We start from the raw sequence: 25,514 nt of genomic DNA, 5'->3' as shown, positions 1-25,514 counted from the left end.
GCGCCCGGCTTTCCCGGCGCGTACTGTCGTAGTCAGGATCATCGGGGGAACGAAAGGGTGAAGACGAAATGCGCCGATTGGCTCCGGCAGTGGCACTGGGAGCGGCCGCGCTCGTCGCGGTCGCGGGATGCGGTGCGCAGGGCACCGGCTCCCTCGGAAACGTCAAACTGGCCGCGGCCGACGCGGTGCAGCAGAGCGCGCAGAAGGCCGAGGAGGTCACCTCCTACTCCGCGGACCTGGTTCTCGACGCGAGCGGCGGCGGGAAGGGCGCGAGCAAGATCCAGGGCAGCATGCTCTACCAGAGCAAGCCCCAGCTGGCGACGGACATCAAGCTCGACACGGTCACCTTCGGCGGCCAGAACGTGCCCGGCGGGGCGCGGGCCATCCTGTCGGGTGAGACGGTCTACGTGAAGTCCGAGCTCCTCAACAGGTTCGCCGGCACCACCAAGCCGTGGGTCAAGGTGTCGCTCAGCGAGCTCGACGCCAAGGGACAGGCCGGGGTCAGGCAGTTCATGGACCAGGCCCAGCAGTTCGACCTGGCCGGCACCGTCAAGCTGCTGACCGCCTCGAAGGACGTCAAGGCGGTCGGCACCGAAACGGTCGGCGGGGTCGACACCACCCACTACAGCGGCACCTTCCCGGTGGCCGAGGCCGCACAGCTGCTCGACCCGGCCAAGCGTGAGAAGCTCCAGGAGGAGTTCTCGCAGGTCAAGAATGTGAAGTTCGACCTCTGGGCCGATGCGCAGAGCCTGCCCCGCAAGGTCACTCTCGGTGGCTCGGAGCGGGATGTGACGTTCAACCTGACGGCGTTCTTCAAGGGCTTCAACGAGCCCGTCGAGATCACCGCGCCGCCCGCCGACCAGGTGGGCGACCTGCCCGAGCACCGCGGCGGAAACTGAGGTTCTCCCGAGATTCGCGCCCCCCGCCCGCACGGGCGGGGGGCGCGAGCCTTTCCCGCCGACGGGGGCGGGACCGGTTTCCAGGACTGATTTGGCATTCGTGAACGGCAGGGCGTACGCTGTCAACGCCGAAGACCGCCGGTCGTCGTCGGGCCGCATGGCCTGATGACCTAAGGAGCCACGTCAGTGGACGGCCCGCGTAGGTGTGATGTGAGTTTTCATCTGGATTAATCTCCTTATGTGAGCCCCGTGCGCCTGCGCCGGGGCTTGTCTGCTTTTCATGGGCCCTTACCCCGGCGGCACATCTGGAAGGAGGCCCATGGCGAAGGCAGAAAAGGCAACGGCTGTCGCTGAGCTGAAGAGCAGCTTCGACGGCTCCAATGCTGCCGTTCTGACCGAATACCGCGGTCTCACCGTCGCCCAGCTCAAGCAGCTGCGCGTTTCTCTCGGTGAGAATGCGAAGTTCGCCGTGGTGAAGAACACGCTGACCAAGATCGCGGCCACTGAGGCCGGGTTCAACCAGCTCAACGACCTGCTCGCGGGTCCGTCGGCGATCGCGTTCGTCAACGGCGACGTGGTCGAGGCTGCCAAGAGTCTGCGTGACTTCGCCAAGGCCAATCCCCTCCTGGTCATCAAGGGCGGTGTCGTCGACGGCAAGTCGATGACGCCGGACGAGATCACCAAGCTTGCCGACCTCGAGTCGCGTGAGGTTCTCCTCGCGAAGCTGGCCGGTGCGCTGAAGGCGAAGCAGGGCCACGCGGCCGCCGTCTTCAACGCGCTGCCCACCAACATGGCTCAGCTGGCCGAGGCACTGCGCGCCAAGCGCGAAGGCGCCGGCGAGTAGGTCCGCGCAGGCGGTCACAGGGGATTAACGCAACCGCGGTCCCAACTTTCCCTAATAGTCAGATCCGTATGGAGGAACCATCATGGCGAAGCTCAGCACCGACGAGCTGCTCGACGCTTTCAAGGAGATGACTCTCCTTGAGCTGTCCGACTTCGTGAAGCTCTTCGAGGAGACCTTCGACGTCAAGGCCGCCGCTCCGGTCGCCGTCGCCGCCGCTGCCGCCCCCGGTGCGGCCGCTGCCGAAGAGGTCGAGGAGCAGGACGAGTTCGACGTCGTCCTCGAGGCCGCCGGCGACAAGAAGATCCAGGTCATCAAGGAGATCCGCGCCCTGACGAGCCTGGGCCTCAAGGAGGCCAAGGACCTCGTTGACGGCGCTCCCAAGTCCGTCTTCGACGGCAAGGTCAACAAGGAGCAGGCCGAGAAGGCCAAGGCCGCCCTTGAGGGTGCCGGCGCGACGGTCACCGTCAAGTAGTTCGTCTTACCGGAAAGAGCGGGTCCACCTGGTGCCGGTGGCCCGCTCTTTTTGTGTTCGCTCTGTTGGACACGATGTCTTATAACCACGGCATAACGATCGACGGAAGCTATTGGACCCTCTTCCAATTCGGACGATCGCGGCTACGGTTGATGCAGTCGCAGGTTCTGCCGGCGGAGTCTCCGGCACGCCGCGGGACGGGCACGTCCCGCGGGCTCCTGAAAGGCGGCACGTGGGCGTCGAAGTCGTGGTAGAGGGTCTGACCAAGTCGTTTGGGAAGCAGGTCATCTGGGAGGACGTCACGCTGACGCTTCCCGCCGGTGAGATCTCCGTGCTGCTCGGCCCGTCCGGCACGGGCAAATCCGTTTTCCTGAAGACCCTGGTGGGCCTGCTGAGGCCCGAACGCGGCCACATCTGGATCGACGGGCACGACCTCGCCAACTGCAGTGAGAACAAGCTCTACGAGCTCAGACGGCTGTTCGGCGTGCTGTTCCAGGACGGGGCGCTGTTCGGCTCGCTCAACCTCTACGACAACGTCGCCTTCCCGCTGCGCGAGCACACCAGGAAGAGCGAGACCGAGATCCGCCGCATCGTGATGGAGAAGATGGAGCTCGTCGGGCTGGCCGGCGCCGAAGGCAAGCTTCCCGGCGAGATCTCCGGCGGCATGCGCAAGCGTGCGGGCCTGGCCAGGGCACTAGTCCTCGATCCCGAGATCATCCTGTTCGACGAGCCCGATTCGGGCCTCGACCCGGTTCGCACGACCTATCTCAACCAGCTGATCGTGGATCTCAACGCGGAGATCGAGGCCACCTTCCTCATCGTCACCCACGACATCAACACCGCCCGTACGGTGCCCGACAGCATCGGTCTGTTGTTCCGGCGTGAGCTGATCATGTTCGGGCCGAGGGAGATGCTGCTCTCCAGCGACGAGCCGGTGGTCAGGCAGTTCCTCAACGCCCGCAGGCACGGCCCGATCGGCATGTCCGAGGAGAAGGACGTCTCCGAGCTGGAGGCCGAGGCCCAGATGGGACACGACCCCGGTGGGCTGCCGCCGATCCCGCCGCAACTGATGCCGAGCGAGAGCCGGATCCGCCGCACGCAGCGCCCGCCGGGTTCGTGGCTGGCCGCCAACGGGGTCATCCCGCCGCCCAACTCGTTCGTGGACGAGAGGGGCCGGAACTGGCTGGAGGAGTATCCCCGGCTGGTCACGGCGCACGTCCACGGCGCCCGTTGACCGCGGGCGGGTAGCGGGCGTCCCGCCGTTCACCGCACGAAGCGAAACGCTGGGCGAAACGGCCCGAAGCAGGTGAGCAAAGGCTGGTATGCGGATCTGTGCGGCGGGTTATGATCCGGCGATCGGGGAGCATACCGTCCCGGTGGCGGGAAAGCCGCGCTCACCGGCTCGCGTTCCACGGACCGTGCGATGGGAGAGAACGCATGGCAGTGCACGCCGCTCGCCCCCGCCGCCCCCGTCGCACGCTCAGGATCGCAGCACCGGTGCTCGGAGTACTGATCGCGATGCTGCTCGTCGCCGCGCTCTGGATCGGCTCCGACCTGCGCGACGCCCAGGCGGCGGCGGACGACAGACAGGCGGCGGCACGGGCGGCGGGAGCGCACGCGGTGCATCTGCTCTCCGTCGGATACCGGAGCGTCGACGCCGACATCCAGCGAATCCTCGACGGCTCCACGGGTGAGGCCAGGGCCGAGTACGCCAGAACCGCCGCGGAGCGCAGGGAGGTCACGATCAAGGACAAGATCCTCCGTGCGGGCGCGCTACGTGCCCTGGGGCTGGTCTCGTTGACAGGGGACACGGCCCGGGTGATGGTGGTGGGCGATGAGGTGATCCGGTGGGACGGGAGTAAGAACGCTCCACGGGAGCAGTTCCACCGGTGGAACATGGAAGTGACCAAGGTCGGGGGAGCCTGGCTCGTGTCCAAGGCGGAGCTGGTGCCGTGACGCGCGCCTACCGGTTGGCGGTCGGACTCATGGTCGTCGTGGCGCTCGCGCTCGCGGCGGTGGTCTGGATCATGTTCACGGATCTCAGCAGGCTGCGCGCGGACGAGAGGGCCGGACAGGAGGCGCTCGCCACGGCCCGGTCGGTCGCCTCCGACATGCTGTCCTACGACTATCGTACGATCGAACAGGATTTCGCAAGGGCGGGCGGTTACACGACCGGGGCGCTCAGCCTGCACTACCGGCAGCTGACCAGGGGCATGGCCACGCAGGCCAGGGAGCAGAGAACCGTGCAGCAGGCGACGGTGATCGGGGCGGGCGTGGAGTCGGTGGAGTCCGGCGACTCCGGCCGGGTCCAGGTGCTGCTGTTCATGAACATGAGCACCGTGAAGACTCCTCAGGGGGAGAAGGAGCCGCGCCGGCAGGTCAGCCAGAACCGGGCCAGGTTCATCATGATCAAGAAGGACTCCCGCTGGTTCGTCGCCGAGCTCTCCACACTGCTCGGAGATCCTCCGTCACCATGATCGGCGCGTCGCTTCATTCAATTGTTAGTAAAACCTTGGTTTGGGATGGGTCCGCGACTGGGTACACCTGCCATGGCAGCGTCGATCGTCAGTCGAACCATCGGCTGGCGTTCGAACCGCCGGGTGACTCAGCGTCAGCCGCACCAGGTCGGACATCGTGTTGGATCCTGTGGTGTGCGCAGGTCACCTGGTGGGAAAACTCCCAGGGTCTCGGCTATTTCCCGGCCGAAATGTGAGCTCCCGGGCTTGACGTTTCGGCTCTGACGGGCGATGCTGCGACCAACGTGGAGCTTGCAGTGAGACTGAGGTGGACAGGTGTGTGCCGTTCGGCTACACTGCCCCTTTGCGCTGCCCTTTGACGACCCGCTTCTTTTGGTGCTCTGATGCATGGTCGTCTGGCGTGCGTGTAGTCAGTCCGCCGCGAGCCCTCGGAAGGACATCTGTTGGCAGCCTCGCGCAACGCCTTCGCCGTACCCGCCGGTCCCCGTCGTGTGTCTTTCGCACGAATTCAGGAGCCGCTCGAAGTTCCTGATCTTCTCGCTCTTCAGACCGAGTCCTTCGACTGGTTGCTCGGCAACGAGAAGTGGAAGGGGCGGGTCGAGGCGGCTCGCCAGGCCGGGCGCAAGGACGTTCCGGCCCAGTCGGGCCTCGAAGAGATCTTTGAGGAGATCAGTCCCATCGAGGACTTCTCCGGAACCATGTCCCTGTCGTTCCGGGACCACCGGTTCGAGCCGCCCAAGTACTCAGTCGATGAGTGCAAAGACAAGGACATGACCTACTCCGCCCCGATGTTCGTCACGGCGGAGTTCATCAATAACACCACTGGTGAGATCAAGAGCCAGACCGTGTTCATGGGCGACTTCCCGCTCATGACCGGCAAGGGCACATTCATCATCAACGGCACCGAGCGTGTCGTCGTCTCCCAGCTGGTCCGGTCCCCGGGTGTCTACTTCGACCGCAGCGTCGACAAGACCTCGGACAAGGACCTCTACGGATGCAAGGTGATTCCCTCCCGGGGCGCCTGGCTAGAGTTCGAGATCGACAAGCGGGACAGCGTCGGTGTCCGCATCGACCGCAAGCGCAAGCAGGCCGTCACCGTCCTGCTCAAGGCGCTCGGCTGGACCAGCGAGCAGATCCTTGAGCGTTTCGGGCAGTACGAGTCCATGCGGGCGACCCTGGAGAAGGACCACACGGCCGGCCAGGACGACGCTCTGCTCGACATCTACCGCAAGCTGCGCCCGGGCGAGCCGCCGACCAAGGAGTCGGCGCAGACGCTGCTGGAGAACCTGTACTTCAACTCCAAGCGCTACGACCTCGCCAAGGTCGGCCGTTACAAGATCAACAAGAAGCTCGGGGTCGACAGCGAGATCACCCAGGGCACGCTCACCGAGGACGACATCGTCGCCACCATCGAGTACATCGTCCGGCTGCACGCCGGCGAGGTGTCGATGCCCGGCGCCAACGGTGAGATCGTCGTCGAGACCGACGACATCGACCACTTCGGCAACCGCCGGCTCCGTACGGTGGGCGAGCTCATCCAGAACCAGGTCCGCCTGGGGCTGGCCCGCATGGAGCGCGTCGTCCGCGAGCGGATGACGACCCAGGACGTCGAGGCGATCACGCCGCAGACCCTGATCAACATCCGCCCGGTCGTGGCGTCGATCAAGGAGTTCTTCGGCACCTCCCAGCTGTCGCAGTTCATGGACCAGACCAACCCCCTCGCCGGCCTGACGCACAAGCGTCGTCTGTCCGCGCTGGGCCCCGGTGGTCTCTCCCGTGAGCGGGCCGGCTTCGAGGTCCGGGACGTTCACCCCTCGCACTACGGCCGGATGTGCCCGATCGAGACGCCGGAAGGACCGAACATCGGTCTGATCGGCTCGCTGGCCTCCTTCGGCCGGGTCAACTCCTTCGGCTTCGTCGAGACCCCGTACCGCAAGGTCGTCGACGGCCGGGTCACCGACCAGGTCGAGTACCTGACCGCGGACGAGGAGGACCGGCACGTCATCGCCCAGGCGAACACGCCGATCGGCCCCGACGGAACGTTCCTCGAGTCGCGGGTGCTCGTCCGCAGGAAGGGCGGGGAGTTCGAGTCCCTGCGCGCCAACGAGGTCGACTACATGGACGTCTCGGCACGCCAGATGGTGTCCGTGGCGACCGCGATGATCCCGTTCCTGGAGCACGACGACGCCAACCGCGCGCTCATGGGCTCCAACATGCAGCGCCAGTCGGTGCCGCTGCTCAAGAGCGAGGCGCCGCTGGTCGGCACCGGCATGGAGTACCGTGCCGCGACCGACGCCGGCGACGTCATCACCGCCGAGAAGGCGGGCGTGGTCGAGGAGGTCTCCGCCGACTACGTCACGGTGATGAACGACGACGGCACCCGCACGACCTACCGCGTCGCCAAGTTCAAGCGCTCCAACCAGGGCACCTGCTTCAACCAGAAGCCGATCGTCGCGGAAGGCGACCGGATCGAGGTGAACCAGGTCGTCGCGGACGGTCCCTGCACCGACAACGGCGAGATGGCCCTGGGCAAGAACCTCCTCGTGGCGTTCATGCCGTGGGAGGGTCACAACTACGAGGACGCGATCATCCTCTCCCAGCGCCTGGTGCAGGACGACGTCCTGTCCTCGATCCACATCGAGGAGCACGAGGTCGACGCCCGCGACACCAAGCTGGGCCCCGAGGAGATCACCCGGGACATCCCGAACGTCTCCGAGGAGGTCCTGGCCGACCTCGACGAGCGCGGCATCATCCGCATCGGCGCCGAGGTCGTCCCCGGCGACATCCTCGTCGGCAAGGTCACGCCCAAGGGTGAGACCGAGCTGACCCCCGAGGAGCGCCTGCTCCGCGCGATCTTCGGTGAGAAGGCCCGCGAGGTCCGTGACACCTCCCTGAAGGTGCCGCACGGCGAGCAGGGCAAGGTCATCGGCGTTCGCGTGTTCAGCCGCGAGGAGGGCGACGAGCTCCCCCCCGGCGTCAACGAGCTGGTCCGCGTCTACGTGGCCCAGAAGCGTAAGATCACCGACGGTGACAAGCTGGCCGGCCGTCATGGCAACAAGGGTGTCATCTCCAAGATCCTTCCGGTCGAGGACATGCCGTTCCTTGAGGACGGCACGGCGGTCGACATCATCCTCAACCCACTGGGCGTGCCCGGCCGAATGAACGTCGGCCAGGTCCTGGAGACCCACCTGGGATGGATCGCGGCCAGAGGCTGGGACATCTCGGGCATCGAGGAGGCATGGGCCGAGCGGCTGCGTGACAAGGGCTTCGCAGAGGTCGACCCGCGCACCAACATGGCCACGCCGGTGTTCGACGGTGCCAACGAGGAAGAGATCATCGGCCTGCTCGACAACACCCTGGTCAACAGGGACGGCGGGCGCATGGTCGGCGCGAACGGAAAGGCCCAGCTGTTCGACGGCCGTTCCGGCGAGCCGTTCCCGCACCCGATCTCCGTCGGCTACATCTACATCCTGAAGCTGCTCCACCTGGTCGACGACAAGATCCACGCTCGTTCGACCGGCCCGTACTCCATGATCACCCAGCAGCCGCTCGGTGGTAAGGCCCAGTTCGGTGGCCAGCGCTTCGGTGAGATGGAGGTCTGGGCTCTGGAGGCGTACGGCGCCGCCTACGCGCTCCAGGAACTGCTCACTATCAAGTCCGACGACGTCCTCGGCCGGGTGAAGGTCTACGAGGCGATCGTCAAGGGCGAGAACATCCCCGAGCCGGGCATCCCGGAGTCGTTCAAGGTCCTCATCAAGGAAATGCAGTCGCTGTGCCTGAACGTCGAGGTGCTCTCCAGCGACGGCATGTCCATCGAGATGCGCGACACCGACGAAGACGTCTTCCGCGCCGCGGAAGAACTCGGCATCGACCTGTCCCGGCGTGAGCCGAGCAGCGTCGAAGAGGTCTGATCTAGAAGCTGAGGAGGGGATTACAAGTGCTCGACGTCAACTTCTTCGACGAGCTTCGGATCGGCCTCGCGACCGCCGACGACATCCGCCAGTGGTCGCACGGCGAGGTGAAGAAGCCCGAAACCATCAACTACCGGACGCTCAAGCCCGAGAAGGACGGACTCTTCTGCGAGAAGATCTTCGGTCCGACCCGCGACTGGGAGTGCTACTGCGGTAAGTACAAGCGCGTCCGCTTCAAGGGCATCATCTGTGAGCGCTGTGGCGTCGAGGTGACCCGCGCCAAGGTGCGTCGTGAGCGGATGGGCCACATCGAGCTGGCCGCGCCCGTCACGCACATCTGGTACTTCAAGGGTGTCCCGTCCCGTCTGGGATACCTGCTCGACCTGGCCCCGAAGGACCTCGAGAAGGTCATCTACTTCGCGGCCTACATGATCACGCACGTCGACAAGGAAATGCGCGAGCGTGACCTGCCGTCGCTGGAGGCGAAGATCTCCGTCGAGCGGCAGCACGTCGAGCAGCGCCGTGACGCCGACATCGAGGCTCGCCAGCGCAAGCTGGAGACCGACCTGGCCGAGCTTGAGGCCGCCGGCGCCAAGGGCGACCAGCGCCGCAAGGTGCGTGAGGGCGCCGAGCGTGAGATGCGGCAGCTGCGTGACCGGGCCCAGCGCGAGCTGGACCGGCTGGACGAGGTCTGGAGCCGCTTCAAGAACCTCAAGGTCCAGGACCTTGAGGGCGACGAGCTGCTCTACCGCGAGATGCGCGACCGCTTCGGCCGTTACTTCCGCGGTGGCATGGGCGCCCAGGCCATCCAGGAGCGTCTGACCAACTTCGACCTCGCCCTTGAGGCCGAGAACCTGCGCGAGACGATCCGCAGCGGCAAGGGCCAGAAGAAGGCCCGCGCGCTCAAGCGTCTCAAGGTCGTGTCGGCGTTCCTGAACACCCGCAACTCGCCCAACGGGATGGTCCTCGACTGCATCCCGGTCATCCCGCCGGACCTGCGCCCCATGGTGCAGCTCGACGGTGGCCGGTTCGCCACCTCGGACCTGAACGACCTGTACCGCCGTGTGATCAACCGGAACAACCGCCTCAAGCGGCTTCTCGACCTCGGTGCCCCCGAGATCATCGTGAACAACGAGAAGCGGATGCTCCAGGAGGCCGTCGACGCGCTGTTCGACAACGGCCGCCGCGGCCGCCCGGTCACCGGTCCGGGCAACCGCCCCCTGAAGTCCCTCAGCGACATGCTGAAGGGCAAGCAGGGCCGGTTCCGCCAGAACCTGCTGGGCAAGCGAGTCGACTACTCCGGCCGTTCGGTCATCGTCGTCGGCCCGCAGCTGAAGCTGCACCAGTGCGGTCTGCCCAAGCAGATGGCGCTGGAGCTCTTCAAGCCGTTCGTGATGAAGCGCCTGGTCGACCTGAACCACGCGCAGAACATCAAGTCGGCCAAGCGGATGGTCGAGCGTGCTCGCCCGGTCGTGTGGGACGTCCTCGAAGAGGTCATCACCGAGCACCCCGTGCTGCTCAACCGCGCGCCGACCCTGCACCGCCTGGGCATCCAGGCCTTCGAGCCGCAGCTGGTCGAGGGCAAGGCCATCCAGATCCACCCGCTCGTCTGCACCGCGTTCAACGCGGACTTCGACGGCGACCAGATGGCCGTGCACCTGCCGCTGTCCGCCGAGGCGCAGGCCGAGGCCCGCATCCTGATGCTGTCGACGAACAACATCCTGAAGCCGGCCGACGGCAAGCCCGTGACCATGCCCACCCAGGACATGATCATCGGTCTCTACTCGTTGACCACGATCAAGGACGAGGACGAGAACGGCGTCGGCCAGGGACGGGTCTTCGGCTCGGTGTCGGAGGCGCTGATGGCCTTCGACCGCCGGGAGCTCGACATCCAGTCGCCGATCCAGATCCGGATGCGGGGAGACGTCCCGCCGCCCCGCGGCTGGGCGGGCCCCGAGGGCTGGGAGGCCGGTGACAGCTACCGCCTGGAGACCACTCTGGGCCGCTGCCTGTTCAACCAGACCCTGCCGGCGAACTACCCGTACGTGAACTCGCAGGTCGGCAAGAAGCAGCTGTCGGTCATCGTCAACGAGCTCGCCGAGAAGTACCCCAAGGTCGAGGTCGCGGCCGCGCTCGACGCCCTCAAGGACGCCGGCTTCTACTGGGCGACCAGGGCCGGTGTGACGATCTCCATCGAGGACGTCATCGCGCCGCCGAACAAGTCCGAGATCATGGAGACGTACGAGCGCCGGGCCGACAAGGTCCAGCGCGAGTACGAGCGTGGTCTGATCACGGACGAGGAGCGTCGTCAGGAGCTCATCGAGATCTGGACGCACGCGACCAGCGACGTGACCGACGACATGCAGAAGGCGTTCCCGAAGACCAACCCGGTCTGGATGATGGTCCAGTCGGGCGCCCGAGGAAACCTGATGCAGGTCCGGCAGATCTCCGGCATCCGTGGTCTGGTGTCCAACACCAAGGGTGAGACGATCCCGCGCCCGATCAAGGCCTCGTTCCGCGAGGGTCTGTCGGTGCTGGAGTACTTCATCTCCACCCACGGCCAGCGGAAGGGTCTGGCGGACACCGCGCTGCGGACCGCCGACTCGGGGTACCTGACCCGTCGTCTGGTGGACGTCGCGCAGGACGTCATCGTCCGCGAGATCGACTGCGGCACCGACCGCGCCGTCCCGCTGCACGTCGCCGACCGCGACGCCCAGGGCAACCTGGTCAAGGCGGAGAACGCCGAGAGCAACGTGCACGGCCGCATCCTCGCCGAGGACGTGGAGGTGGACGGCAAGATCATCGCGCCGGTGGGCGTCGACATCAACGACATCCACGTCACCGCCCTGGTCGAGGCCGGAGTGGAGACCGTCAGGACCCGCAGCGCCCTCGTCTGCGAGGCCAAGATCGGTGTCTGCGCCACCTGCTACGGCCGCTCGCTCGCGACCGGCAAGCTCGTGGACGTCGGCGAGGCGGTCGGCATCATCGCCGCCCAGTCGATCGGTGAGCCCGGCACCCAGCTGACGATGCGGACCTTCCACACCGGTGGTGTGGCGGGCGCCGACATCACCCACGGTCTGCCCCGTGTCCAGGAGCTTTTCGAGGCGCGCGTGCCCAAGGGCGTCGCCCCGATCAGCGAGGCCGAGGGCCGGGTCCGCGTCGACGAGACCGACAAGACCCGGAAGATCGTGATCGTCCCGGACGACGGTTCCGAGGAGGTCGCCTACCCGGTGTCGATGCGGTCGCGCATGCTGGTCTCCGACGGGCAGCGGGTCAAGGTCGGCCAGCAGCTGATCGCCGGTGCCGTCAACCCCAACGAGGTGCTGCGCATCCTCGGCCCCCGGGCCGTGCAGCTGCACCTCGTGGCGGAGGTCCAGCAGGTCTACCGCTCGCAGGGTGTGTCGATCCACGACAAGCACATCGAGATCATCGTGCGGCAGATGCTCAAGCGCGTGAACGTGCTGGAGTCCGGCGACGCCGACATGCTGCCCGGTGAGCTCGTCGAGCGGCCGCGCTTCGAGCGGATCAACCGCGAGTGCGTGGCGGAGGGCGGCACGCCGGCCTCCGGGCGTCCGGTGCTGATGGGTATCACCAAGGCCTCGCTCGCCACCGAGTCCTGGCTGTCCGCGGCGTCCTTCCAGGAGACGACCCGAGTGCTCACCGACGCGGCGATCCACGCCAAGTCGGACTCGCTGCTCGGCCTCAAGGAGAACGTCATCATCGGAAAGCTCATCCCGGCCGGTACCGGCATGCCGCAGTACCGCAACATCCGGGTCGAGCCCACCGAGGAGGCCAAGGCCGCGATGTACACGGTCGGCGGCTACGACGGCTCCGCGGCGGACTACACCTTCGGTTCGGGCTCCGGTGAGGCCGTGCCGCTGGAGGAGTACGACTTCGGTCAGTACAACCGCTAAGTGATCGCAGGCGGCGCCCGGTCCCCGGCAGGGGGCCGGGCGCCGCTGCCTTTCCACCGTGTTCACGTCCGTGACGGGTGGGTGTGGCCCTTTCTTGACCGGAATGTTGCGGCGAAAGCCGTACGTTAATGGGGAGAACGGCCGGAGAAGTGCTCTGCGACGGGTAAACTCGACGTGGACCCAGAAGCGGTCGGTCGGTAACCGGTCGTGGGAGTCATGACACGAATGCGGGCGCCCACAGCGGCGCCCTGCGGGTGCGGCCGTTTTGACGTGTTGCGCTCGGCTGGGTAGTCTTGCCCTTCGTGCTCATGTCTTCATGGGCCCTCATGCGTGTGCGTCGACAGGTTCCCGGTGGGGAGTCGGCAGGGGCGCCGCATGGCCTCCTCCACCGGACCGGCCTTGACCGGGTTGTGGCGTGACAAGTGCGCGACACGCCCGACCGCGTGGGTCGGAGGGGATGAAAGAACCGCAGGTCATGACACCGGCAGTACCTGCAAAATGCACGACATTCGATTAACCGGCTAGCACGAACGGAGACGCGGTGCCCACGATTCAGCAGCTGGTCCGCAAGGGCCGCCAGGACAAGGTCACCAAGACCAAGACCCCGGCGCTCAAGGCCAGCCCTCAGCGACGCGGCACCTGCATGCGCGTTTACACCACGACCCCCAAGAAGCCGAACTCCGCGCTCCGCAAGGTCGCGCGTGTCCGGCTCACCAACGGTATCGAGGTCACGGCCTACATCCCCGGTGTCGGTCACAACCTTCAGGAGCACTCCATCGTGCTCGTCCGCGGTGGTCGTGTGAAGGACCTGCCGGGTGTTCGCTACAAGATCATCCGTGGTTCGCTCGACACCCAGGGTGTCCGTAACCGCAAGCAGGCCCGTAGCCGTTACGGCGCGAAGAAGGAGAAGTAAGAATGCCTCGCAAGGGTTCTCCTGGCCGTCGTCAGCTCATGGCTGACCCGGTTCACAACTCGCCCCTGGTCACCGCGCTTATCAACAAGGTGCTCCTGGACGGCAAGCGGTCCATCGCTCAGTCCATCGTGTACGGCGCCCTCGAAGGCGCCAAGGAGAAGACCGGCAACGACCCGGTCGTCACCCTGAAGCGCGCGCTGGACAACGTCAAGCCCACCCTTGAGGTCCGCAGCCGCCGTGTCGGTGGCGCGACCTACCAGGTCCCGGTCGAGGTGCGCGCCGCGCGTAGCACCACCCTGGCCCTGCGCTGGCTGGTGCAGTACTCCCGGGCCCGCCGTGAGAAGACCATGACCGAGCGCCTCATGAACGAACTGCTCGATGCCAGCAACGGCCTCGGCGCAAGCGTCAAGAAGCGTGAGGACACCCACAAGATGGCCGAGTCCAACAAGGCCTTCGCCCACTACCGCTGGTAACAGCGGCTTCGACGAGACGACGAGGACGCGAGAGAAGTGGCCACCACGACCGCTCTTGACCTGGCCAAGGTCCGCAACATCGGGATCATGGCTCACATCGACGCGGGCAAGACCACGACGACTGAGCGCATCCTGTTCTACACCGGTATCAACTACAAGATCGGTGAGGTCCACGAGGGCGCAGCCACGATGGACTGGATGGAGCAGGAGCAGGAGCGTGGTATCACCATCACCTCCGCTGCTACGACCTGCGAGTGGCTCGGCCACACGATCAACATCATCGACACGCCGGGTCACGTGGACTTCACGATCGAGGTGGAGCGCTCGCTCCGCGTCCTCGACGGTGCCGTCGCCGTGTTCGACGGCGTTGCAGGCGTCGAGCCCCAGTCCGAAACGGTGTGGCGTCAGGCCGACCGTTACGAAGTTCCCAGGATCTGCTTCGTCAACAAGCTGGACCGGGTCGGCGCGGAGTTCCACCGCTGCGTCGACATGATGATCAGCCGCCTGAACGCGACCCCCGCGGTTCTTCAGCTTCCCTGGGGCGTCGAGGCCGACTTCAAGGGCGTCATCGACCTGGTCAGGATGAAGGGTCTGCTCTGGAGCGCCGAGGCGGCCAAGGGCGAGATGTACGAGACCGTCGACATCCCGGCCGAGCACGCCGAGGCCGCTCGCGAGTGGCGTGACAAGCTGGTCGAGACGGTCGCCGAGAACGACGACGAGCTGATGGAGCTCTTCCTGGAGGGCGTCGAGCCCACCGAGGAGCAGCTGGTCGCGGCCATCCGCCGCGCGACGCTGAGCAGCGCCATCAACCCGGTCCTGACCGGCACCGCGTTCAAGAACAAGGGCATTCAGCCCCTGCTCGACGCGATCGTCGCCTACCTTCCCGCTCCGACCGACATCCCGGCCTTCAAGGGCCACGCGGTCGGTAAGGAAGACGAGGTCATCGAGCGCCACGCGGATGTGAACGAGCCGTTCTCCGCGCTGGCATTCAAGATCATGAGCGACCAGCACCTGGGCCGTCTCACCTACATCCGCATCTACTCGGGCACGCTCGAGACCGGCACCGCCGTGGTCAACGCGGTGAAGGGCCGTAAGGAGCGGATCGGCAAGATCTACCAGATGCACGCCAACAAGCGCGAGGAGCGCGGGTCGGCCGTCGCCGGTCAGATCGTCGCCGTCATGGGCCTGAAGGACACCACCACTGGTGACACCCTGGCCGACCCGGCTCACCCCGTGGTCCTGGAGTCGATGAACTTCCCGGCGCCGGTCATCAGCGTCGCCATCGAGCCCAAGACCAAGGGCGACCAGGAGAAGCTGGGCACCGCGATCCAGCGTCTGGCCGAGGAGGACCCGTCCTTCCAGGTCCGTCGTGACGACGAGACCGGGCAGACGGTCATCTGGGGTATGGGCGAGCTCCACCTGGAGATCCTCGTCGACCGGATGCGCCGCGAGTTCAAGGTCGAGGCCAACATCGGTCGGCCTCAGGTGGCCTACCGGGAGACCATCCGCCGCAAGGTGGAGAAGGTCGACTACGTCCACAAGAAGCAGACCGGTGGTTCCGGCCAGTTCGCCAAGGTCATCATTGACATTGAGCCGCTGGGCGAGGGCAACGACGGTTACGAGTTCGCGAACAAGGTCTCCGGTGGCCGCATCCCGAGGGAGTACATCCCCTCGGTCGACGCGGGCGCCCAGGAGGCGGCCGAGTTCGGTGTTCTCGCCGGCTACCCCATGGTCGGGGTCAAGGTCACCCTGCAGGACGGCGCCTACCACGAGGTGGACTCGTCCGAAATGGCCTTCAAGATCGCCGGCTCGATGGCCTTCAAGGAGGCCGCGCGCAAGGCGGACGCCGTAATCCTGGAGCCGATGATGGCCGTCGAGGTCACCACGCCCGAGGACTACATGGGTGACGTCATCGGTGACCTCAACGGTCGCCGCGGGCAGATCCAGGCGATGGACGAGCGCTCCGGCGCCCGGATCGTCAAGGCGCTCGTGCCGCTCTCTGAGATGTTCGGCTACGTGGGAGACCTCCGTAGCAAGACGCAGGGACGCGCGAGCTACAGCATGCAGTTCGACTCCTACGCGGAAGTGCCCGCGCACATCGCCAAGGAGATCGTCGCGAAGGTGCGGGGCGAGTAAGTCCAGCACTCACTTCGGTTACGGGTAGCGAGGAGATCGCCGCCCCGCCACCGGAGGGGTGCAGGGCAAGCAAGTTCAGCACTCACTTCGGTTACGGGTAGCGAGGAGATCGCCGCCCCGCCACCGGAGGGGTGCAGGGCAAGCAAGTCCAGCACTCACTTTGGTTACGGGAGGCGAGGAGACTCGCCCCCGTTGCCGGGGGTGCGGGGCGAGAGCTTTCTCGCGGGCCGGTTCCGAGAGGGATCGGCCTCCCCAAACCCGAATATGAAGACGCAAGTCACGTCAGAATCTCTAAGGAGAGAGCAGTGGCCAAGGCCAAGTTCGAGCGGACCAAGCCGCACGTAAACATCGGCACCATTGGGCACATCGACCACGGCAAGACCACTCTGACCGCGGCGATCACCAAGGTGCTCCACGAGCGTTTCCCGAACCTCAACGAGGCGACCCCGTTCGACAAGATCGACAAGGCGCCCGAGGAGAAGGCTCGTGGTATCACGATCTCCATCGCGCACGTCGAGTACCAGACCGAGAAGCGCCACTACGCCCACGTGGACTGCCCCGGTCACGCGGACTACGTGAAGAACATGATCACCGGTGCGGCTCAGATGGACGGTGCGATCCTCGTGGTCGCCGCCACCGACGGCCCGATGCCGCAGACGAAGGAGCACGTCCTCCTGGCCCGCCAGGTCGGCGTCCCCTACATCGTCGTGGCCCTCAACAAGTCCGACATGGTGGACGACGAGGAGATCCTGGAGCTCGTCGAGCTCGAGGTCCGTGAGCTTCTCTCGGCCCAGGAGTTCCCCGGCGACGACCTGCCGGTCGTCCGCGTCTCGGCGCTGAAGGCGCTTGAGGGCGACACCAAGTGGGGCGACTCGATCATCGAGCTCATGACCGCGGTGGACGAGAACGTCCCCGAGCCGGTCCGTGAGACCGACAAGCCGTTCCTGATGCCGGTCGAGGACGTCTTCTCGATCACCGGTCGCGGCACGGTCGTCACCGGCCGTATCGAGCGTGGCATCGTCAAGGTCAGCGAGACCGTCGACATCATCGGCATCAAGGAGACCAAGACCACCACCACGGTCACCGGTGTCGAGATGTTCCGCAAGCTCCTCGACGAGGGCCAGGCGGGTGACAACGTCGGTCTGCTCCTGCGCGGCATCAAGCGCGAGGACGTCGAGCGCGGCCAGTGCATCATCAAGCCGGGCACGACCACCCCGCACACCGAGTTCGAGGCCCAGGTCTACATCCTGAGCAAGGACGAGGGCGGCCGCCACACGCCGTTCTTCAACAACTACCGCCCGCAGTTCTACTTCCGTACGACTGACGTGACCGGTGTGGTGAACCTCCCCGAGGGCACCGAGATGGTCATGCCGGGCGACAACACCGAGATGAGCGTCGCGCTCATCCAGCCCATCGCGATGGAGGACGGTCTCAAGTTCGCCATCCGTGAGGGTGGCCGCACCGTCGGTGCGGGTCGAGTGACCAAGATCATCAAGTAGTACGATCGCGGAGTGGCGGTCGGCCCTCAACGCAGGGCCGGCCGCTTCCCCACGAGGGGCCCGCGCCGCAGGGCGCGAACCCTGGCAGGGACCCCACGAACCGTGATCTCGCAGTTGGTTCGGCCGAACGATGACCGAAGTAACTGCCAGATCACGGAAGAAAGCGCGGACTCACAGCGTCTGCTACGTGGGGCGTGTGCGGAGGGCGTCGCCTGAAGGGCGAAGCGGGCTCCGCGCAACATGGAGGGGACGTCCGAGACGGACCCGGCCATGACACAGCGGCAACAGGCCGCACGTAACTTTTTCAGACGACAGTGAAGGACACCGAGGCCATTATGGCGGGACAGAAGATCCGCATTCGGCTCAAGGCCTATGACCACGAGGTCATCGACGTCTCGGCCAAGAAGATCGTCGAGACGGTGACAAGGACTGGCGCCAAGGTCGCGGGCCCGGTGCCGCTGCCGACCGAGAAGAACGTGTACTGCGTCATCCGCTCGCCGCACAAGTACAAGGACAGTCGCGAGCACTTTGAGATGCGCACGCACAAGCGGCTGATTGACATCATCGACCCGACGCCGAAGACGGTCGACTCGCTCATGCGACTCGACCTTCCCGCCGGCGTTGACATCTCGATCAAGCTCTGAGGGAACGCACTGACATGGCTAAGCAGATCAAGGGCGTCCTGGGCAAGAAGCTCGGCATGACCCAGGTCTTCGACGCGGACAACCGGATGGTCCCGGTGACCGTCGTCGAGGCTGGTCCGTGCGTCGTGACCCGCGTCCGCACCGCTGAGAAGGACGGCTACACCGCCATCCAGCTGGGCTTCGGGCAGGTCGACCCGCGGAAGGTCAACAAGCCGCTCGGCGACTACCTGCGCAAGCACGACATCACCCCGCGCCGTTACTTCGCGGAGATCCGCACTGACGACGTGAGCGAGTACACCCTGGGCCAGGAGCTCTCGGCCGACACCTTCGAGGCCGGCCAGTACGTCGACGTGACGGGCAAGAGCAAGGGCAAGGGTTACGCGGGTGTCATGAAGCGGCACGGCTTCAAGGGCCTGGGCGCCTCGCACGGTACGCAGCGCAAGCACCGCTCGCCGGGTTCCATCGGTGGCTGCGCCACCCCGGGCCGCGTCTTCAAGGGCGTGCGCATGGCCGGCCGGATGGGCAACGCCCGCACGACCATCCAGAGCCTCAAGGTCCACGCCGTGGACGCCGAGAAGGGCCTCATCCTGATCAAGGGTGCGATCCCCGGCGCCAACGGCAGCCTGGTTCTGGTCCGCACCGCTGCCAAGAAGGGGGCTGCCAAGTGAGCACCATTGACGTCCTCGACGCGAGCGGCGACAAGGCCGGGACCGTCGATCTGCCGGAGGACATCTTCGGCACCAAGGTCAACATCCCGCTGATCCACCAGGTCGTCGTGGCCCAGCTCGCCGCTCGTCGGCAGGGCACCCACAAGGCCAAGACCCGCGGTGAGGTCAGTGGTGGCGGCAAGAAGCCGTACCGCCAGAAGGGTACGGGCCGCGCCCGCCAGGGTTCGACCCGCGCTCCGCAGTTCACCGGCGGCGGCACCGTCCACGGTCCGGTTCCGCGGGACTACTCGCAGAAGACTCCCAAGAAGATGAAGGCCGCCGCCCTGCGCGGGGCCCTGTCCGACAGGGCGACCGGGGGCCGCGTTCACGTGGTCAGCGGTCTGGTCGCGGGGGAGACCCCGAAGACCAAGGCGGCTCTCGAGTCGCTTCGCAAGATCACCGAGGCGCGTAGCGTCCTGGTCGTCGTCGACGAGGGTGACGAGCTCAGCTGGCTGAGCCTGCGCAACGCTCCCGAGGTCCACCTGCTGGACGCCGGGCAGCTCAACACCTACGACGTGCTCTGCCACGACGACGTCGTTTTCACTCAGGCGGCGTACGACCAGGTCGTCGCGCGTCTGAGCAAGAGCGGGAAGGAAGACGCCTGATGGAGAAGATCGCCGACCCGCGCGACATCATCATCAAGCCGGTTGTCTCCGAGAAGAGCTACGGCCTGATCGACGAGCACAACAAGTACACGTTCCTGGTGCGGAAGACGGCCAACAAGACGCAGGTCAAGATCGCTGTTGAGAAGATCTTCGGCGTCAAGGTGGCCAGCGTCAACACCATCAACCGCCAGGGCAAGCGTAAGCGGACCAGATTCGGCTACGGCCAGCGTCCGGCTACCAAGCGAGCGATCGTCAGCCTGGTCGAAGGCGACCGGATTGACATCTTCGGCCAGATCGGCTGACGCGCTCGCTCAGTAAGTACAGGGAGAAAGCCCCTCACCACCAGGTGAGGGGCGTTCGACCGGATTAACCGACGAAGGATGAACGAAAAAGATGGGCATCCGTAAACTCAAGCCGACGACCCCGGGTCGCCGCGGCGCCAGCGTCTCGGACTTTGCCGAGATCACGCGCAGCACGCCCGAGAAGTCGCTGCTTGCACCCCTGCACAGCAAGGGTGGCCGTAACGTCCACGGCCGTGTCACCACCCGTCACCAGGGCGGTGGCCACAAGCGCGCCTACCGGATCATCGATTTCCGGCGTCACGACAAGGACGGGATTCCGGCCAAGGTCGCTCACATCGAGTACGACCCGAACCGCACCTCCCGGATCGCGCTGCTGCACTACGCCGACGGGGAGAAGCGCTACATCCTCTGCCCGACCGGCCTCAAGCAGGGCGACAAGATCGAGAACGGCCCCACGGCCGACATCAAGCCGGGCAACTGCCTCCCGCTGCGCAACATCCCGACCGGTACCTTCATCCACGCGGTGGAGCTCCGTCCGGGTGGTGGCGCCAAGCTGGGCCGGTCCGCCGGCGCGCAGATTCAGCTCCTCGCCAAGGAGGGCCAGTACGCCACGCTGCGTATGCCCTCCGGTGAGATGCGCCAGGTCGACGTTCGCTGCCGGGCCTCCATCGGCCAGGTCGGCAACGCCGAGCAGGCCAACATCAACTGGGGTAAGGCCGGACGTATGCGGTGGAAGGGCAAGCGCCCCACCGTCCGCGGCGTCGCGATGAACCCGGTCGACCACCCGCACGGTGGTGGTGAGGGTAAGACCTCCGGCGGTCGTCACCCCGTCAACCCCAAGGGCAAGCCCGAGGGTCGTACTCGTGCGGCGAACAAGGCCAGCGACCGGCTGATCATCCGCCGTCGTACCAAGCGGAAGAAGCGGTAGGAGCAGCCAAAATGCCACGTAGCCTCAAGAAGGGTCCCTTCGTGGACGACCACCTTCAGAAGAAGGTGGATGCCCAGAACGAGAAGGGCACCAAGAACGTCATCAAGACGTGGTCGCGGCGCTCCATGATCGTGCCCGACATGCTCGGCCACACGATCGCCGTTCACGACGGCCGCAAGCACGTCCCGGTGTTCGTCACCGAGTCGATGATCGGCCACAAGCTGGGTGAGTTCGCGCCGACGCGGACCTTCCGCAGCCATGTCAAGGAAGACCGCCGCAGCCGGCGATAAGCGCCTTAGGGAGAGGAAGTCGAGCCGGGAACAATCGGAAAGCGACAGCCCTGTCGATCGCTGCAAGGCGAGACGGACTCGACCCATCAGTGGGAGAGAAAGTCGAGCCGGGAGTGGTCGGAGAGCGACAGCCGTACTGATCGTCACATGGCACGACGGACTCGCCCGATACGAAGCAGAAGGTAAGAGGAGTAAGCGATGGAAGCCAGGGCTCAGGCGCGGTTCGCGCGCCACACGCCCATGAAGGCCCGCCGCGTGGTGGACCTCATTCGCGGGCTGCCCGCTTCGGAGGCGCAGGCCGTGCTGCAGTTCGCTCCCCAGTCGGCGAGCGAGACCGTGTACAAGGTGCTGTCGAGCGCCATTGCCAACGCGGAGCACAACTTCAAGCTCGACCGTGACACGCTCTTCGTGAGCCGTGCCTGGGTCGACGAGGGCCCGACGCTGAAGCGGTTTCGTCCCCGTGCTCAGGGTCGTGCCTATCGGATCAACAAGCGGACCAGCCACATCACCGTGATCGTGGAGTCCCGCGAGCCGAAGGGGAGGACCCGCTAGTGGGTCAGAAGGTTAACCCGCACGGGTTCCGCCTCGGCGTCACGACCGACTTCAAGAGCCGGTGGTATGCCGACAAGCTCTACAAGTCGTACGTTGCCGAGGATGTGGCGATCCGCCGCATGCTCAAGAAGGGCATGGAGCGGGCCGGCATCTCCAAGGTGGAGATCGAGCGGACCACCGACCGGGTTCAGGTCGACATTCACACCGCCCGTCCGGGCATCGTCATCGGCCGCCGCGGCGCCGAGGCGGACCGGATTCGAGGTGACCTCGAGAAGCTGACCAAGAAGCAGGTCCAGCTGAACATCCTTGAGGTCAAGAACCCTGAGATCGACGCTCAGCTCGTCGCCCAGGGTGTGGCCGAGCAGCTGTCCAGCCGTGTCTCGTTCCGCCGTGCCATGCGCAAGGCGATGCAGTCGGCGATGAAGAGCGGCGCCAAGGGCATCCGGGTGCAGTGCTCCGGTCGTCTCGGCGGCGCTGAGATGTCCCGTTCGGAGTTCTACCGCGAGGGCCGCGTGCCCCTGCACACCCTCCGCGCGGACATCGACTACGGCCTGTACGAGGCCCGTACCACCTTCGGCCGTATCGGCGTGAAGGTGTGGATCTACAAGGGTGAGGCTCCGACCAGCCGCGCCGAGCGCGAGGCGGCTGCCGCCGGTGCTCGTGCGGGCCAGCGTCGTGACCGCGACGACCGTCGTGGCCCCGGTGCCGGTGGCGGCGACCGTCCCCGTCGTGGTGCCGGTGGCGCCCGTCGTGGTGCCGGTGCCGGCCGTGGCGACCGCGCCCCCAGGAACGAGGCGGCCTCCCAGGCTGCCCCCGAGACCGGCCCGGCTGCGCAGCCGGGTGCTGAAGGGAGCTGACCATGCTGATCCCGCGCAGGGTCAAGCACCGTAAGCAGCACCGGCCCGACCGTCACGGCGCTGCCAAGGGCGGCACCAGGGTCGTGTTCGGCGAGTTCGGCATTCAGGCGATTGAGCACTCCTACGTGACCAACCGTCAGATCGAGTCGGCTCGTATCGCGATGACCCGTCACATCAAGCGTGGTGGAAAGGTCTGGATCAACATCTATCCGGACCGTCCTCTCACCAAGAAGCCCGCCGAGACCCGCATGGGTTCCGGTAAGGGTTCGCCGGAGTGGTGGATCGCCAACGTCAAGCCCGGTCGCATCATGTTCGAGCTGTCGGGTGTCGCCGAGCCGGTGGCTCGCGAAGCCCTGCGTCGTGCGATGCACAAGCTGCCGATGAAGTGCCGGTTCGTCAAGCGTGAAGTGGGTGAGGCGTGATGGCTAAGGGCCTGACCGCCGGTGAGCTGCGGGTGGAAGACCAGGACACCCTGGTCACGAAGCTGAAGGAAGCCAAGGAGGAGCTGTTCAACCTCCGCTTCCAGGCTGCGACCGGCCAGTTGGAGAGCCACGGGCGGCTGCGTGCCGTTCGCCGCGAGATCGCCCGTATCTACACGGTGATGCGCGAGCGGGAGCTCGGAATCGTCACGGTAGAGAAGGAGTCGATTGATGGCTGAGGCCACGGAAACCACGACCGAGACGCGGAACTACCGCAAGACCCGTGAGGGTCTGGTCGTCAGCGACAAGATGGACAAGACTGTCGTGGTCGCTGTCGAGGACCGCGTCAAGCACCCCCTGTACGGCAAGGTCATCCGCAGGACGACCAAGTACAAGGCGCACGACGAGGCCAACAGCTGTGGTGTCGGCGACCGAGTCCTCCTGATGGAGACCCGGCCGCTCTCCGCCAGCAAGCGCTGGCGGGTCATCGAGATCCTCGAGAAGGCCAAGTAAGTCAACGCGCCTCGTGGGGGGTGACACCGTCACCCCCCATGACGGCGTCCAAGGGGGCGAAGCGATCTTCGTCCCGCCTGCGTCGGCGGTCCGCCAAGGACTGTCGCCGGGGGAAAAAGACCCAGCAGGTTCCGCAAGGCTCACCCACGGGTGAGAACCAGCGAGACAAACAGGAGTACAAGTGATCCAGCAGGAGTCGCGGCTCAAGGTCGCCGACAACACCGGTGCGAAGGAAGTCCTTTGCATCCGTGTGCTCGGTGGCTCGGGCCGGCGCTACGCGGGAATCGGCGACATCATCGTCGCCACTGTCAAGGACGCCATTCCCGGCGGCACCGTGAAGAAGGGCGACGTGGTCAAGGCCGTCGTCGTCCGCACTGTCAAGGAGCGCCGCCGGCCCGACGGCTCCTACATCCGCTTCGACGAGAACGCCGCCGTCATCATCAAGGACAGCGGTGACCCCCGGGGCACCCGCATCTTCGGTCCCGTCGGACGTGAGCTGCGTGACAAGAAGTTCATGCGGATCATCTCGCTCGCGCCGGAGGTGTTGTAATGCCGAAGCTGCATGTGAAGAAGGGTGACCTCGTACTGGTCATCGCCGGCAAGGACAAGGGTGCCAAGGGCCGCGTGATCGCCGCCCACCCGCGCGACGAGCGCGTGGTGGTCGAGGGCGTCAACATGGTCAAGAAGCACTCCAAGGAGACCAACCAGGGTCCGCGTGGCGCCAAGACCGGCGGCGTGCAGACCATGGAGGCTCCCATCCACGTGAGCAACGTCAAGAAGCTCAAGGATGACGACAAGCCCGCCAAGAAGGAGTCGGCCAAGGCTGCTTCCGAGGAGACGGGTGAGGACAACTGATGACCGCGAACACTGAAGAGCGGACCCTCCCGCGCCTCAAGCAGCGCTACCGCGAAGAGATCATCGCGAAGCTGAACGAGCAGTTCGGGTTCGAGAACATCATGCTGGTGCCCACCATCACCAAGATCAAGGTGAACATGGGCGTCGGCGAGGCCGCGCGTGACTCGAAGCTCATCGAAGGCGCCGTCCGCGACCTCACCGTGATCACCGGCCAGAAGCCGGCGGTCGTCCGCGCCCGCAAGTCCATCGCCCAGTTCAAGCTGCGCGAGGGCATGCCGATCGGCGCGCACGTCACGCTCCGTGGCGACCGCATGTGGGAGTTCCTCGACCGGCTGCTCTCGCTGGCGCTGCCCCGCATCCGTGACTTCCGCGGCCTGTCGCCCAAGCAGTTCGACGGCAACGGGAACTACACCTTCGGTCTCACCGAGCAGGTCATGTTCCACGAGATCGACCAGGACAAGGTCGACCGCCAGCGTGGTATGGACATCACGGTCGTGACCACCGCTAAGACCGACGACCAGGGCCGGGCGCTGCTGAAGCACCTCGGCTTCCCCTTCAAGGAGGCCTGATCATGGCGAAGACGTCGCTCAAGGTCAAGGCTGCTCGCAAGGCCAAGTTCGAGGTCCGGGCGTACACTCGGTGCTCGCGCTGTGGTCGTCCCCGCGCCGTCTACCGGAAGTTCGGCCTGTGCCGCATCTGCTTCCGTGAGATGGCGCACCGGGGCGAGCTGCCCGGCATCACCAAGTCGAGCTGGTAGCCGTCCGCGCGGTCCCATGACCATCACGGGCCCGCGCGGGGCACCGGCCACACATAGAAGTTCGTATTCACCGGGCGCTGACTACAAGCGCCCATGACCGCACCGAAGGTCCCCTGTGGAAACCGCGGTGAGGAAGGCCACCGGCCATGACGATGACCGACCCGATCGCAGACATGCTGACGCGTCTGCGAAACGCGAACTCGGCTTACCACGACAGCGTGGCGATGCCGTACTCGAAGATCAAGGCGCACATCGCCGAGATCCTCCAGCAGGAGGGTTACATCCAGTCCTGGAGCGTCGAAGACGCCAAGGTCGGAAAGAACCTCGTGGTGGAGCTGAAGTTCGGGCCGAGCCGTGAGCGGTCGCTCGCGGGCCTGCGACGGGTTTCCAAGCCCGGCCTGCGGGTTTATGCAAAGAAGGACAACCTGCCCCGAGTCCTGGGCGGACTGGGCGTCGCGATCATCTCGACGTCCGGCGGTCTCATGACGGACAAGCAGGCCGGCAAGCGTGGAGTGGGCGGGGAAGTCCTCGCCTTCGTTTGGTAGAG

Annotated in this window: 28 protein-coding genes; all 28 read left to right on the top strand. The window is 65.9% G+C overall.

Annotation, left to right across the window (positions count from 1 at the left end):
- The first annotated feature begins 68 nt into the window (after positions 1–68).
- The 28 genes from ABT130_RS08365 (at position 69) to rpsH (ending at position 25,512) form a co-directional block, all read left to right on the top strand.
- A complete protein-coding gene (locus ABT130_RS08365) occupies positions 69–899 on the top strand; it encodes an SCO4651 family lipoprotein (RefSeq protein ID WP_502992102.1) in 831 nt (276 codons plus the stop codon).
- Between the two features lie 319 nt (positions 900–1,218).
- Positions 1,219–1,743, top strand: a complete 525-nt coding sequence (gene rplJ, locus ABT130_RS08360; protein ID WP_350911356.1) for a 50S ribosomal protein L10 — start codon at positions 1,219–1,221, stop codon at positions 1,741–1,743.
- A gap of 82 nt (positions 1,744–1,825) precedes the next feature.
- Entirely contained in the window at positions 1,826–2,215 is a 390-nt protein-coding gene (gene rplL, locus ABT130_RS08355; protein ID WP_030923997.1) for a 50S ribosomal protein L7/L12, read from the top strand.
- A 232-nt stretch (positions 2,216–2,447) separates the two neighbouring features.
- A complete protein-coding gene (locus ABT130_RS08350; protein ID WP_350953879.1) occupies positions 2,448–3,449 on the top strand; it encodes an ABC transporter ATP-binding protein in 1,002 nt (333 codons plus the stop codon).
- A gap of 203 nt (positions 3,450–3,652) precedes the next feature.
- Positions 3,653–4,171, top strand: a complete 519-nt coding sequence (locus ABT130_RS08345) for an Rv1363c family protein (protein WP_350953877.1) — start codon at positions 3,653–3,655, stop codon at positions 4,169–4,171.
- Positions 4,168–4,692, top strand: a complete 525-nt coding sequence (locus ABT130_RS08340) for a hypothetical protein (protein ID WP_350911359.1) — start codon at positions 4,168–4,170, stop codon at positions 4,690–4,692. The genes ABT130_RS08345 and ABT130_RS08340 overlap by 4 nt, the downstream gene beginning before the upstream one ends.
- Positions 4,693–5,135: 443 nt before the next feature.
- Positions 5,136–8,603, top strand: coding sequence for a DNA-directed RNA polymerase subunit beta (gene rpoB / locus ABT130_RS08335; RefSeq protein WP_350953876.1), 3,468 nt, complete (start codon positions 5,136–5,138; stop codon positions 8,601–8,603).
- A 26-nt stretch (positions 8,604–8,629) separates the two neighbouring features.
- Entirely contained in the window at positions 8,630–12,517 is a 3,888-nt protein-coding gene (locus ABT130_RS08330) for a DNA-directed RNA polymerase subunit beta' (RefSeq protein WP_350953874.1), read from the top strand.
- A 541-nt stretch (positions 12,518–13,058) separates the two neighbouring features.
- Positions 13,059–13,430, top strand: coding sequence for a 30S ribosomal protein S12 (gene rpsL, locus ABT130_RS08325; protein WP_012887826.1), 372 nt, complete (start codon positions 13,059–13,061; stop codon positions 13,428–13,430).
- A 2-nt stretch (positions 13,431–13,432) separates the two neighbouring features.
- Positions 13,433–13,903 carry a 30S ribosomal protein S7 gene (gene rpsG, locus ABT130_RS08320; RefSeq protein ID WP_012887827.1) on the top strand — a complete coding sequence of 157 codons (471 nt, stop codon included), beginning with the start codon at positions 13,433–13,435 and terminating at the stop codon, positions 13,901–13,903.
- Positions 13,904–13,990: 87 nt separating this feature from the next.
- Positions 13,991–16,039: an elongation factor G gene (fusA, locus tag ABT130_RS08315; RefSeq protein ID WP_451936226.1), complete on the top strand. Its 2,049-nt coding sequence runs from the start codon at positions 13,991–13,993 to the stop codon at positions 16,037–16,039.
- Positions 16,040–16,344: 305 nt separating this feature from the next.
- Positions 16,345–17,538, top strand: a complete 1,194-nt coding sequence (gene tuf, locus ABT130_RS08310) for an elongation factor Tu (RefSeq protein ID WP_350953872.1) — start codon at positions 16,345–16,347, stop codon at positions 17,536–17,538.
- A 335-nt stretch (positions 17,539–17,873) separates the two neighbouring features.
- Complete coding sequence (gene rpsJ, locus ABT130_RS08305) at positions 17,874–18,182, top strand: 30S ribosomal protein S10 (protein ID WP_030912931.1); 309 nt, start codon at positions 17,874–17,876, stop codon at positions 18,180–18,182.
- 14 nt (positions 18,183–18,196) lie between these two features.
- Entirely contained in the window at positions 18,197–18,850 is a 654-nt protein-coding gene (gene rplC, locus ABT130_RS08300) for a 50S ribosomal protein L3 (protein WP_343968340.1), read from the top strand.
- Positions 18,847–19,494, top strand: a complete 648-nt coding sequence (gene rplD / locus ABT130_RS08295) for a 50S ribosomal protein L4 (protein ID WP_350911368.1) — start codon at positions 18,847–18,849, stop codon at positions 19,492–19,494. The genes rplC and rplD overlap by 4 nt, the downstream gene beginning before the upstream one ends.
- Complete coding sequence (gene rplW, locus ABT130_RS08290; protein WP_030912923.1) at positions 19,494–19,796, top strand: 50S ribosomal protein L23; 303 nt, start codon at positions 19,494–19,496, stop codon at positions 19,794–19,796. Before rplD ends, rplW begins: the two co-directional genes overlap by 1 nt.
- 91 nt (positions 19,797–19,887) lie before the next feature.
- Positions 19,888–20,724, top strand: coding sequence for a 50S ribosomal protein L2 (rplB, locus tag ABT130_RS08285; protein ID WP_271220144.1), 837 nt, complete (start codon positions 19,888–19,890; stop codon positions 20,722–20,724).
- 11 nt (positions 20,725–20,735) lie between these two features.
- Complete coding sequence (gene rpsS, locus ABT130_RS08280) at positions 20,736–21,014, top strand: 30S ribosomal protein S19 (RefSeq protein ID WP_030451498.1); 279 nt, start codon at positions 20,736–20,738, stop codon at positions 21,012–21,014.
- Positions 21,015–21,212: 198 nt separating this feature from the next.
- A complete protein-coding gene (gene rplV / locus ABT130_RS08275) occupies positions 21,213–21,566 on the top strand; it encodes a 50S ribosomal protein L22 (protein WP_030912916.1) in 354 nt (117 codons plus the stop codon).
- On the top strand, positions 21,566–22,423 hold the full coding sequence (rpsC, locus tag ABT130_RS08270) for a 30S ribosomal protein S3 (protein ID WP_350911371.1): 858 nt from the start codon (positions 21,566–21,568) through the stop codon (positions 22,421–22,423). The genes rplV and rpsC overlap by 1 nt, the downstream gene beginning before the upstream one ends.
- 2 nt (positions 22,424–22,425) lie before the next feature.
- Positions 22,426–22,845 (top strand): 50S ribosomal protein L16, encoded by a 420-nt coding sequence (gene rplP, locus ABT130_RS08265; RefSeq protein ID WP_030912912.1) that lies wholly within the window; start codon positions 22,426–22,428, stop codon positions 22,843–22,845.
- Complete coding sequence (rpmC, locus tag ABT130_RS08260; RefSeq protein ID WP_030912909.1) at positions 22,845–23,081, top strand: 50S ribosomal protein L29; 237 nt, start codon at positions 22,845–22,847, stop codon at positions 23,079–23,081. Before rplP ends, rpmC begins: the two co-directional genes overlap by 1 nt.
- Entirely contained in the window at positions 23,074–23,355 is a 282-nt protein-coding gene (gene rpsQ, locus ABT130_RS08255; RefSeq protein ID WP_030912907.1) for a 30S ribosomal protein S17, read from the top strand. Before rpmC ends, rpsQ begins: the two co-directional genes overlap by 8 nt.
- A 181-nt stretch (positions 23,356–23,536) precedes the next feature.
- Positions 23,537–23,905: a 50S ribosomal protein L14 gene (gene rplN / locus ABT130_RS08250; RefSeq protein ID WP_068896541.1), complete on the top strand. Its 369-nt coding sequence runs from the start codon at positions 23,537–23,539 to the stop codon at positions 23,903–23,905.
- An 8-nt stretch (positions 23,906–23,913) separates the two neighbouring features.
- Positions 23,914–24,210 carry a 50S ribosomal protein L24 gene (gene rplX, locus ABT130_RS08245; protein ID WP_063766231.1) on the top strand — a complete coding sequence of 99 codons (297 nt, stop codon included), beginning with the start codon at positions 23,914–23,916 and terminating at the stop codon, positions 24,208–24,210.
- Positions 24,210–24,779, top strand: a complete 570-nt coding sequence (rplE, locus tag ABT130_RS08240) for a 50S ribosomal protein L5 (protein WP_030912902.1) — start codon at positions 24,210–24,212, stop codon at positions 24,777–24,779. The genes rplX and rplE overlap by 1 nt, the downstream gene beginning before the upstream one ends.
- A 2-nt stretch (positions 24,780–24,781) precedes the next feature.
- Entirely contained in the window at positions 24,782–24,967 is a 186-nt protein-coding gene (locus ABT130_RS08235) for a type Z 30S ribosomal protein S14 (protein ID WP_012887844.1), read from the top strand.
- A gap of 146 nt (positions 24,968–25,113) precedes the next feature.
- Entirely contained in the window at positions 25,114–25,512 is a 399-nt protein-coding gene (gene rpsH, locus ABT130_RS08230) for a 30S ribosomal protein S8 (RefSeq protein ID WP_343968325.1), read from the top strand.
- The last annotated feature ends 2 nt before the right edge of the window (positions 25,513–25,514 follow it).

This window comes from Streptosporangium sp. NPDC001681 (assembly GCF_040298085.1).
GTDB lineage: Bacteria > Actinomycetota > Actinomycetes > Streptosporangiales > Streptosporangiaceae > Streptosporangium.
This window is presented reverse-complemented; position numbering and strand designations above follow the sequence as displayed.